10 protein-coding genes are annotated in these 10,014 nt (G+C 67.8%); all 10 read right to left on the bottom strand.

Translation table 11 applies throughout. From position 1 onward, the window contains the following. Positions 1 to 66: 66 nt before the first annotated feature. Positions 67 to 1,137, bottom strand: a complete 1,071-nt coding sequence (locus VGF64_04930) for a universal stress protein (protein HEY1634080.1) — start codon at positions 1,135 to 1,137, stop codon at positions 67 to 69. A gap of 69 nt (positions 1,138 to 1,206) precedes the next feature. After that, complete coding sequence (locus VGF64_04925; GenBank protein ID HEY1634079.1) at positions 1,207 to 2,424, bottom strand: universal stress protein; 1,218 nt, start codon at positions 2,422 to 2,424, stop codon at positions 1,207 to 1,209. 31 nt (positions 2,425 to 2,455) lie between these two features. Continuing rightward, the gene (locus VGF64_04920) at positions 2,456 to 2,986 is read right to left on the bottom strand and encodes a potassium-transporting ATPase subunit C (GenBank protein ID HEY1634078.1); all 531 of its coding nucleotides are present in this window, start codon (positions 2,984 to 2,986) and stop codon (positions 2,456 to 2,458) included. Continuing rightward, positions 2,986 to 5,046, bottom strand: coding sequence for a potassium-transporting ATPase subunit KdpB (gene kdpB / locus VGF64_04915; GenBank protein HEY1634077.1), 2,061 nt, complete (start codon positions 5,044 to 5,046; stop codon positions 2,986 to 2,988). The genes VGF64_04920 and kdpB overlap by 1 nt, the downstream gene beginning before the upstream one ends. A gap of 8 nt (positions 5,047 to 5,054) precedes the next feature. After that, complete coding sequence (kdpA, locus tag VGF64_04910) at positions 5,055 to 6,746, bottom strand: potassium-transporting ATPase subunit KdpA (GenBank protein ID HEY1634076.1); 1,692 nt, start codon at positions 6,744 to 6,746, stop codon at positions 5,055 to 5,057. Then, positions 6,747 to 6,836, bottom strand: coding sequence for a potassium-transporting ATPase subunit F (locus VGF64_04905; protein HEY1634075.1), 90 nt, complete (start codon positions 6,834 to 6,836; stop codon positions 6,747 to 6,749). Positions 6,837 to 7,010: 174 nt separating this feature from the next. Further along, positions 7,011 to 7,871, bottom strand: coding sequence for a crotonase/enoyl-CoA hydratase family protein (locus VGF64_04900; GenBank protein HEY1634074.1), 861 nt, complete (start codon positions 7,869 to 7,871; stop codon positions 7,011 to 7,013). A gap of 116 nt (positions 7,872 to 7,987) precedes the next feature. After that, entirely contained in the window at positions 7,988 to 8,821 is an 834-nt protein-coding gene (locus VGF64_04895; GenBank protein ID HEY1634073.1) for an ABC transporter permease, read from the bottom strand. Beyond that, entirely contained in the window at positions 8,778 to 9,611 is an 834-nt protein-coding gene (locus VGF64_04890) for an ATP-binding cassette domain-containing protein (protein HEY1634072.1), read from the bottom strand. Before VGF64_04890 ends, VGF64_04895 begins: the two co-directional genes overlap by 44 nt. Before the next feature lie 31 nt (positions 9,612 to 9,642). After that, the coding region (locus tag VGF64_04885; GenBank protein ID HEY1634071.1) for a MarR family transcriptional regulator at positions 9,643 to 10,014 on the bottom strand (372 nt) is incomplete at its 5' end.

The raw sequence follows: 10,014 nt of genomic DNA, 5'->3' as shown, positions 1-10,014 counted from the left end.
CGGCCCTCGGGAATGGCGGCCGCCGGCCCACCCCCGTCAATCCGTCGCCCTGATCCCCCGCCTGTCTCAACCCTGCTCGACGGCCTCGATGGTCACGTTGGGGAGCCGACGGCGCAGCCGGCGAGCTGTGGATCCCCTGATCAGCTCGACCCACCGGGAAGGGTGCTGGCCGACGACCACAGCTGTGGCGCCGTGCTCAGCGGCAGTGGCTGCCAGGGCGTCAGCCATGTCCTCTCGCCGAACCTCGACCAGGCTCCCACCGAGAGACTGGGCGAGATCCCGGCGCTCGGACGGGACGTGCGTCGAGCCTCGAGCGGCTCCGTCGGCGACGTGGACGACCAACAGATCGGCGTCGGCTGACTCCGCCAGCTCCGCGGCGCGCCGGATCACCGGCTCGGCCGGGCGGGAGCTCGACAGGCCGGCGATCACCACCGGCCTCGGGGAGGACTCCGTGTAGCGGGCCACGATGGCGGGACCCTCCTCGTCGAGCGTGCCCGCCATCCACGACTGCGCCAGGTGGCTGAGCGCAGCCAGGTTCTCGGCGCGGAAGTAGTTGGCCAGCGCACCACCCACCTGGGCCGCCGAGTAGACCTGTCCTGCCGCCACCCGCTGGCGAAGCACGTCGGGTGGAAGGTCGACCAGCTCGACCTGCGCACGGCGGATGACCTCATCGGGCACGCGCTCCACCGTTCCCGACCCTGTGACCTCGGCGGCGTACTCGCGCACGGACGCCAAGTTCGCCACGTTGACCGTCGTGATCGCGTCGATGCCAGCGCTCAGTAGATCCTCCACCTCCTGCCAGCGAGGTCGGCGGTCGGCCAAGTTGGTGTGGGCCAGCTCGTCGACGAGGGCCACATCGGGGTGGAGGGCGATCACGGCGTCCACGTCGAGCTCCTCGAAGGTGCTGTCCCTGTAGGGGACAAGCCGAGGGGGGACGAGCTCCAGGCCTCGGAGTTGAGCCTTGGTCTCAGGACGGCCATGCCGCTCCAAATAGCCGACGACCACGTCTTCGCCGGCCTGGGCCCTGCGCGAACCCTCGTTGAGCATGGCGTAGGTCTTGCCGACGCCGACGGCGGTCCCGAGGTACACGCGCAGGGCGCCGTGGTGAGATTCTGTCGCATCCCGGCCGTCGCTCACCGCGGCCTCACGAGCGGGCGCGGCCCTGCCCTGAGGGCGCGAAGGACGCGCCCATATCGGAGCTCGCCCCTACGACTCGTTGCCGGGACCGTCCGGCTCACGCACCTCCACCGGCGCGTCCCGCCGGGCGATGACGTGGACATCGGTACCGGTCTCGGCTGCTTCACGGAGGATCTGCTTGACGATCGATCCTTTGGTCATCTCCTCCCACCGGCCCCGGCGAGTCGATCCGACCACGATCTGGGTGATCTGATGCTTGCGGGCGAACTCCATCAGCGCGTGGGCGGAGTCGTCCGCCTGCACCTCGTCCCAATGTGCCCCCAGGTCCTGGGCCAGGTGCCGCAGTCTCTCGATAGCCATTCGATCCCCCTTGCGGTCGCCGTCGCCGCTGACAATGTGGACGACGTGAAGCTCGGCATGGACCCTGGCCGCCATCCGGGCCGCTCTCCTGAGGATCGCGTCGGTGCCCGGTGCCCCTGTGACGCCCACCAGTATGCGCTCGGTTGTCTCCCACACCGAGGAGACCTCGTAACGCCGAAGGTGGTCGAGGAGCTCCTCCTCCGTGGCGTCGGCGACGAAGCGCAGCGCCAGCTCTCGGAGGGCGACGAGGTTCTCGGTGCGGAAGAAGTGGGTGAGCGCCTGGGGGACCTTGTCCTTCGGGTATATGTTGCCGTGGAGCATCCTGCGACGGAGCGCCTCGGGTGAGGAGTCGACGAGCTCGATCTGGTTGGCCTTGCGTACCACCCAGTCGGGCACGCGTTCTCGCACGGACACCCCCGTGATGCGCTCCACGGCGTCAGCGATGCTCTCGAGATGCTGGATGTTGACGGTGGTGATCACGTCTATCCCCGCGTCGAGCAGCTCGACGACATCCTGCCAACGCTTCTCGTTGCGACCTGAGCCGGGCACGTTGGTGTGGGCGATCTCGTCGACCAGGGCGACCTTGGGGTGCCGGGCAAGGACCGCGTCGAGGTCCATCTCCTCGAAGTGGCACCCGCGGTACTCCAGCGAGATGCGGGGAATGGCCTCGAGGCCTTCGAGCAGCTCTGCCGTATGTAGCCTCCCGTGCGTCTCGACGAAGCCGACCACGACGTCAGCGCCTCGGTCGTGGCGCCGTCGGCCCTCGTTCAGCATGGCGAAGGTCTTCCCGACTCCGGCCGCCGCCCCCAGATAGAGCCGGAAGTGCCCGGCCGGTTGCACGACGGCCGCCGTGTCCGAGTCCTCCACTAGAGCCCGGTCCTCGCCCTGGGCCACCGGATCTATCGAGGCAGAGCTACGTGCGGTCATCGCCCTCTCAACGGTACTCGGCCTCACCCGGTCACCGGACCTGCGCCAGGGCCTGGTTGAGCTCGAGGACGTTCACGTAGTCGGAACCGAGGAACCCGAGCTCGGCGATGTGGACGTGACTTGCCACGAGCTGGTGAACCTGGGGCGCCGCCAGGTGCCGGGCGCCAGCCACCGCGTCGACCTGCGCGTAGGCGTCGGTGGGGCTGATGTCGGGGTCGAGTCCGCTTCCCGACGTGGTCACCAGGCCCGGAGTGGGCTGGATGCCCTGCTTCTTGAGGGCGTCCACCTGCTTGGCCGCCGCCTGCTCGAGGGCCTGGGAACGGGGCCCGAGGTTGGCGGCCCCGGACGCCATGGGCGTGTTGGAGTCGGGGCGGCCCTGGAACCATCCCGGTCCGCTCCAGGATTGGCCGATCAACGTCGAGCCGTTGGCCGTGATCGAGCCGTCGGCCTGGTGCCTGAACAGGACGTGGGACAGGCCGGTGGCGGCGTAGCCGTAAGCGAGCCCGCAGAGGGCGAAAAAGATGATCGTGAGAATGACGGCGCGACGGAGGTGGACGAGCATCAGTAGCCCCCAGTAGCGGTGAGAATGACGTCGATGACCTTGATGAAGGCGAAGGGAACGATGATCCCGCCTACGCCGTAGATCAAGACATTGCGCCGGAGGATGGCGGCCGGGCTCGTGGGCCGCCACCGCACACCGCGGAGGGCGAGGGGGATCAGGGCCACGATGACCAGGGCGTTGAAGATGATGGCCGACAGCACGGCGCTGGTCGGGCTGTGGAGCTTCATGATGTTGAGCGTGTTCAGCTGCGGGTAGGTGGCGACGAAGAGGGCGGGGATGATGGCGAAGTACTTGGCCACGTCGTTGGCGATCGAGAAGGTCGTCAGCGATCCCCTGGTGATCAGCAGCTGCTTGCCTATCTCCACGACGTCGATGAGCTTGGTCGGGTTGGAGTCCAGGTCGACCATGTTGCCGGCTTCCTTGGCCGCTGTGGTCCCCGTGTTCATGGCCACTCCGACGTCGGCCTGGGCCAGGGCGGGGGCGTCGTTGGTGCCGTCCCCCGTCATGGCGACGAGCTTGCCCCCTTCCTGCTCGCCCCTGATCAGGTCGAGCTTGGCCTCGGGGGTCGCCTCGGCCAGGAAGTCGTCCACGGCGGCCTCCTGGGCGATGGCGGCCGCGGTCAGGGGGTTGTCGCCGGTGATCATGACCGTGCGGATCCCGATCGTTCGCAGCTGATCGAACCGCTCGCGGATGTCCTGCTTGACGATGTCCTTGAGCTCGATGACGCCCAGGATCTCGGGACCCTCGGCCACCACCAGAGGAGTGGAGCCCGCCCTCGAGACGCGCTCCACGATCTCATCGAGATCAGGCGGCACCTGGCCGTCCTGCTCGACCGCCCAGCGGCGCACCGCCTCGGCCGCGCCCTTGCGGATCTGCCTGCCATCCATGTCCAGGCCGGACATGCGCGTGAGAGCCGAGAAGGGGACGAAGGTGTGTCCGATGCCGAGGTCCCGCTCCCGTATGTCGAAGCGCTCTTTGGCCAGGACCACGATGGAGCGCCCCTCGGGAGTCTCGTCGGCCAGGGAGGCCAGCTGGGCCACATCGGCCAGTTGGGCCTCGTCGTGGCCTCCCACGGGGATGAAGGCGGCCGCCATCCGGTTGCCCAGGGTGATCGTGCCTGTCTTGTCCAGCAGGAGCGTGGCCACGTCGCCGGCGGCCTCGACCGACCGTCCGCTCAACGCCAGCACGTTGCGCTGGACGAGCCGGTCGATCCCGGCGATCCCGATGGCCGACAGGAGGGCGCCGATGGTGGTCGGGATCAGGCAAACGAGGAGTGCCACCAGGATGACCACCGACACGGTGGCCCCGGCAAAGTGGCCGAAGGGCTCGAGCACCACGACGACGGGCAGGAAGACGATCGTGAGAGCACCGAGGAGGATGGTGAGCGCGATCTCGTTCGGGGTCTTCTGGCGCTCCGCCCCCTCGACGAGGGCGATCATGCGGTCGAGGAAGGTGTGGCCCCGCTCGGCGGTGATGCGGACCACGATGCGATCCGAGAGCACCTTGGTCCCGCCCGTGACGGCCGAGCGGTCGCCTCCCGACTCCCGGATCACCGGGGCGGACTCGCCGGTGATGGCCGACTCGTCGACCGAGGCGATCCCCTCGGTGATCTCTCCGTCGGAGGGGATCAGGTCGCCGGCCTCGGCCACCACCATGTCGCCCGTCGCGAGCTCGGCGGCGGGGACCCTTTCCTCGGTGCCGTCCGGCAGCAGCCGCCGGGCCTCGGTCACGGCGCGCATCCGCCGTAGCGTCTGGGCCTGCGCCTTTCCCCGTCCCTCGGCCATGGCCTCGGCGAAGTTGGCGAACAGCACGGTGAGGAACAGCCAGACGGTGATGCTCCAGGTGAAGATGCTGGAGTGGTAGATGGCCTCGATGAAGGTGATCACCGTTCCCACCAGCACCACGAACATCACCGGGTTCTTCACCTGCACCCGAGGGTCGAACTTCTTGAACGCGTCGACCAGCGCCTGCCGAGCGATCTCGGGATCGAAGAGGCTCCGACTCTGGGCGACCCCTCGTGCGGCAGGCCGTTGAGCCGGTGTCGGCTGATCAGGGGTCATCGTCTGCATCAGAACAACTTTCCGTGACTGAGCTGCTCGACGATGGGGCCGAGCGAGACGGCAGGGAAGAAGGTGAGGCCGCCGACGATCAGGATCACGCCGACGAGCAACCCGGTGAACAGCGGTGTGTCGGTCTTGAACGTTCCCGCCGAGGCGGGCACGACCTGCTTGGCGGCCAGGACTCCGGCCAAGGCCAGGGCAGGGATCATGATGGCGAAGCGGCCGAGCAGCATGGCGACGGCGCCGGCAACGTTGTAGAAGGTCGTGTTGCCGGTCAGTCCGGCGAAGGCCGACCCGTTGTTGTTGCCCTGCGACGTGAAGGCGTAGAGGATCTCGCTGAAGCCGTGGGGCCCGGCGTTCAGCGGACCAGCCCGACCGGCGCTGGTCGTCACTCCGACGGCAGCCAGGGTCAGCACCGTGACGGGCATGACGAGCACCCCCAAGGCGGCGAGCTTCACCTCCCGCGCCTGTATCTTCTTGCCTAAGTACTCCGGCGTTCGGCCGATCATCAGCCCACCCAGGAACACGGTGACCAGGGCGAAAAGCAGGATGGTGTACAACCCGCTGCCCGTGCCGCCGGGGCTGATCTCGCCGAGCATCATGCCGCTCAGCAGGCCGAACCCCCCGATGGGCGTGAAGGAGTCGTTCGAGGCCGAAACGCTCCCGGTCGAGGTCTGGGTAGAGGCGATGTTGTACAGGGCCGAGGTGGTGTCGCCGATGCGCGTCTCCTTGCCCTCCATGTTGCCGGTCGGCTGATGCACCACCCCCGCGGCGGCGACGGCCGGGTTGCTCTGGTGCTCGGCGTAGGAGGAGAAGCCCACCCAGACCCCGAAGATGAGGACCATGGCGGCCAGAACGGCGACGCCCTGGCGGACGCGGCCGACCATCTTGCCGAAGGTGTAGGTCAGCGCGAACGGGATGGACAGCAGCAGGACGAAGGAGAGCAGGGTCGTGACCCCGGTGGGGTTCTCGAAGGGGTGGGCGCCGTTGGCGTTGAAGAAGCCACCCCCGTTGGTGCCCAGCTGCTTGATGGACTCCATGAAGCCCACCGGTCCCCGGGGGATCGACTGGTTCGCGCTGGTGAGCGCGTTGTGGACGTTCGCCGGGCCCGCCAGGGTCTGCACCGCCCCCTGTCCCACGAAGACGAGGCCGGCGATGAAGGCGATCGGGATGAGGATATAGAGGACTCCACGAGTCAGGTCCACCCAGAAGTTCCCGATGGTCGGAGACCCCTTACGAGAGAATCCCCGGATCAGGGCGATGGCCACCGCGATGCCGACCGCAGCGCTCACGAACTGTTGCACCGTGAGGGCCGCCATCTGGGAGAAGTACGACATGGTCGACTCTCCCAAGTAGTTCTGCCAGTTGGTGTTCGTGACGAACGACACGGCGGTGTTGAACGAGAGGCCGGCCGGCACCGCGTTCTGGTGCTGAGGGTTGAGGGGTAGGTGACCCTGGAGGCGGATGATCAAGTACGTAGCCAGGATGGCGACGCCCGAGAAGATGATCAGCGCCCCCGTGTACCGCTGCCATGACTGCTCGGCCTCGGGGTCGACCCGGAGGGCCCTGTAGATGGGACGCTCGACCCATCCCAGCCAGGACATGCGGCCCTCGTAGACCGACACCATGTAGGAGCCCAGGTACCGCCAGGCCAGGCCCAGCAGCACCACCATCACGACGATGGTCCAGAAGAAGCCCATCTAGAAGCGCTCCGGCCGGAACATTGCAAACCCCACGTACAAGAAGACCAGGGTCGAGACGGTCAGGAGGATGGCGTTGCTCGCGCTCATACGTGCTCCAGCCCGCGAACCATCAGGAGCCCCAAGGCCATGAAGATCACAACTCCGAGAACCGCGAGGAAATCAGCCATGGCCGCTAGCGTTCCCCACCAGGCGTTAACAGCCCATTAATGGGGGCTCCAAAGGCATCAAAAATGTGTGAACGCTGCGGGCACCGACTGTGGCTTATCGGCCCTGGGGCGAGCGCCGCTGGCCGTAGTCGCCGAAGGGGTCGTCGCGTTCCCGAACGGCCTCACGAAAGCCAACGTCCTGAGCGCGTTCGACGAAGTCGAGTCCTTCTTGAGTGTGACGAGCCACGCCGTCGAACAGGCACCCGAGCAACCGAGAGGTGTCCGGCTGGAACTGCTGCGCCGTCTGGTTGCACAGCAGCTTGAGCATTCGCAGCTGATTGACGGGCAACCGCGCCATGCGCCGGGCCAGACCCATGCCGGAGTCGAGCAGCTCCGCATCGGGCACGCAGTCGAGCACCAGCCCTATCCGGGCCGCTTCCGGTCCGGGGATCTCGTCGCCAGTGAGCAGGTACCGCTTGGCCCGCTCCAGGCCGAGGCGGGCCACCCACAGCCACGGCGCCTCGGGCGTTCCCCACACCCTGGCCGGCGGATAGCCGAACACGGCGCTCTCGCCGGCGATGATGACGTCCGCGTTCAGCACGAGATCGGTGCCGCCTGCGATGCACCAACCCTGGACCGCGGCCACGGTCGGCTTGGAGCAGCGTTGCAGCTTTGCCCAGGTGTCCGCATACGAGGAGATCATCCGCAAATCGGCGATCGAGTCCCACACCCTGCCCCCGCCCTCGCCAGCCTGGGCGGCGGTCGCGGCATCCAAGGCGAAGCCGGCACAGAAGGCCCTACCTTCGGCGCGAAGAAGGATCACCCTCACCTCGTCGTCCCGATCGGCGTCGTCGATGCACCGTCCCAGCTCGTCGCGCAGCTGCGGGGTGATGGTGTTGTACTCCGAGGCCCGGCTGAGCACGAGGGCCCGGACAGCTCCGTCGTCGACAACCCGGATCGCGGTGGTATCGGTCATCCCGACTCCTCAGCTTGTTCAGAATTGGCGGAGCGGCTGGACGCTTCCGGCGAATAGTAAGACCACCTCGCCCTCGCCGGCGAGCCCGCCGAGCGCCGCGGTCGGGCGCGCAGGGTCTACCGAGCCAGCCGGCCGACGAGTGACGACGCGGTGGCCACCCCGACGACCACGGACGCAACCAGCACGAGAAAGTCGAGCCCGACGTGGGCGGGCGAGCCGATGAGGAGGCCGCGCAGCGCGTCGACCTCGTAGGTGAGCGGGTTGACCCGGCTGAGAGCCCGGAGCCACCCCGGCATGATGCTCAATGGATACAGCGCGCTGGAGGCGAAGAAGAGCGGCATGGTGATCATCTGGCCGATGCCCATGAGTCGGTCCCGCTTGAGCACCACCCCGGCGACGGTCATCGACAGACAAGAAAAGAAGGCCGCGCCCAGCATCACGATGATGAACGAACCGAGGATGTTCAGAGGGTTGATCGTCAGGGCGACTCCGAGAAGTGCCGACAGCACCAGGACCACGACGACCTGAGCGAGCGCCCGGATACCGGCAGCGAAGGACTTGCCCATGATGAGCGCAGAGCGCGGTGTGGGAGTGACGAGGAGCTTCGTCAGTACCCCGGCGTCACGCTCCCAGATGATCTGTATGCCGTAGAAGATGGCGACGAACAGACCGGACTGGGCGATGATCCCGGGAGCGAGAAAGTCGAGATAGGGCTGGTGTCCGGTGGGGATGGCGTGCAGACGGGTGAACGTCTCACCGAAGATGACCAGCCACAACGCGGGCTGCACGGCCCGCGTGAACAGCTCGGTGCGGTCGTGGCGGAGCTTCTGCAGTTCGACGAGGCAGAACGTGGCGACACGGCTCGGGAACTGTCGCCAGATCCCCGTTCCCGGTGCGACCGCCGCCTCAGCCGACGCGACCTGCGGTTCGACGAGTACTTCGGACTTCACGCAGACCTCCCTTCGTCTCGCCATCGCCGTGGAGGTCGCCCCCCGTAGAGTGGCGGAAGACGTCTTCCAGCGTCGATCCCACCCCGAGGGCGGCCTTCAGCTCGTCGGGGGTCCCCTCGCTCTGGATCCGCCCGAGGTGCATGAGCGCGATGCGGTCGCACAACGCGTCGGCCTCTTCCATGTAGTGCGTCGTGAGCAGCACGGTCATGCCCGTCGCCTGCCGGAGCTCTTCCACGCGCAGCCACACCCCGTCGCGAGCCACAGGGTCCAAGCCGACGGTCGGCTCGTCGAGCACGAGCAGAGCGGGCCGGTTGACGAGTGCTTGGGCCAGCTCGAGCCGCCGGATCATGCCACCCGAGTAGGTCCCGGCCAGCCGGTCGGCCACGTCACCCAAGCCCATCACGTCCAGGGCATCGTTCACACGGCGCTTTCGCTCCCGGCGGGGGACATCGAACAGCCGGGCGAACCAGGTGACGTTCTCCCGGCCCGTGAGGGCGGCCTCGACCGAGAGCTGCTGAGGGACATAACCGAGCAGGCGGCGCACGGCCATCGGTGAGCGGCGGACGTCGTAGCCGAGCACCTCCACCACGCCCCCCTGTATCGGCAACAAGGTGTTGAGCACCCGGATCGTCGTCGTCTTGCCCGCGCCGTTCGGGCCGAGGAGCCCGAACACCTCGCCCTGCCAGACGGTGAGGTCGATGCCGTCGACCGCAATGTGGTCACCGAATTGATGGCGGAGTCCCCGACACGCCAGAGCCGGCACTCTCGGCGGGGACGACCGGTCGTCCACTACCGCCACCCCCCTCGGTCCGGTCCGTCACTCACCGGTCGGGTCCCAGCTCTTCGAGATGCTCGGCGAGACGGGCCAGCAGCGGCAGGGCTGCGACCATGCTGCGCTGATCCTCCGGCGAGAGCCGCCCGATGGACTCGCCCAGGCCGACGACGCGGCGATCCCGCCAGGCGTCGACCTTGCGACGGATATCGGCCGACAGCTCGAGCCGGGCGACGCGCCGATCGGTATCGTGCACGCGGCGAAGCATCAGCCCCCGCTCGGTCAGCTGACGGACAAGCGTGCTTACCGTGTTCGGCGCCAGCCTCAGCTCCTGGGCGGCGTCCGCGATCGACACCCCAGGCCGACGGCGGACCAGACGCAGCAGCTCCAGCTGGGCCCCGGTCAGCGAGGACAGCTCCAC

It is taken from the genome of Acidimicrobiales bacterium (assembly GCA_036491125.1).
In the GTDB taxonomy this organism is placed as follows: domain Bacteria; phylum Actinomycetota; class Acidimicrobiia; order Acidimicrobiales; family AC-9; genus AC-9.
Note: the sequence above shows the minus strand (reverse complement) of the source record. Positions and strands in the feature narration are given on the sequence as shown.

Coding starts and splice junctions, on each gene's coding strand:
- VGF64_04925 (HEY1634079.1), bottom strand. CDS start 2,424: ATGACCGCACGTAGCTCTGCCTCGATAGATCCGGTGGCCCAGGGCGAG.
- VGF64_04905 (HEY1634075.1), bottom strand. CDS start 6,836: ATGAGCGCGAGCAACGCCATCCTCCTGACCGTCTCGACCCTGGTCTTC.
- kdpB (HEY1634077.1), bottom strand. CDS start 5,046: ATGACCCCTGATCAGCCGACACCGGCTCAACGGCCTGCCGCACGAGGG.
- VGF64_04920 (HEY1634078.1), bottom strand. CDS start 2,986: ATGCTCGTCCACCTCCGTCGCGCCGTCATTCTCACGATCATCTTTTTC.
- kdpA (HEY1634076.1), bottom strand. CDS start 6,746: ATGGGCTTCTTCTGGACCATCGTCGTGATGGTGGTGCTGCTGGGCCTG.
- VGF64_04900 (HEY1634074.1), bottom strand. CDS start 7,871: ATGACCGATACCACCGCGATCCGGGTTGTCGACGACGGAGCTGTCCGG.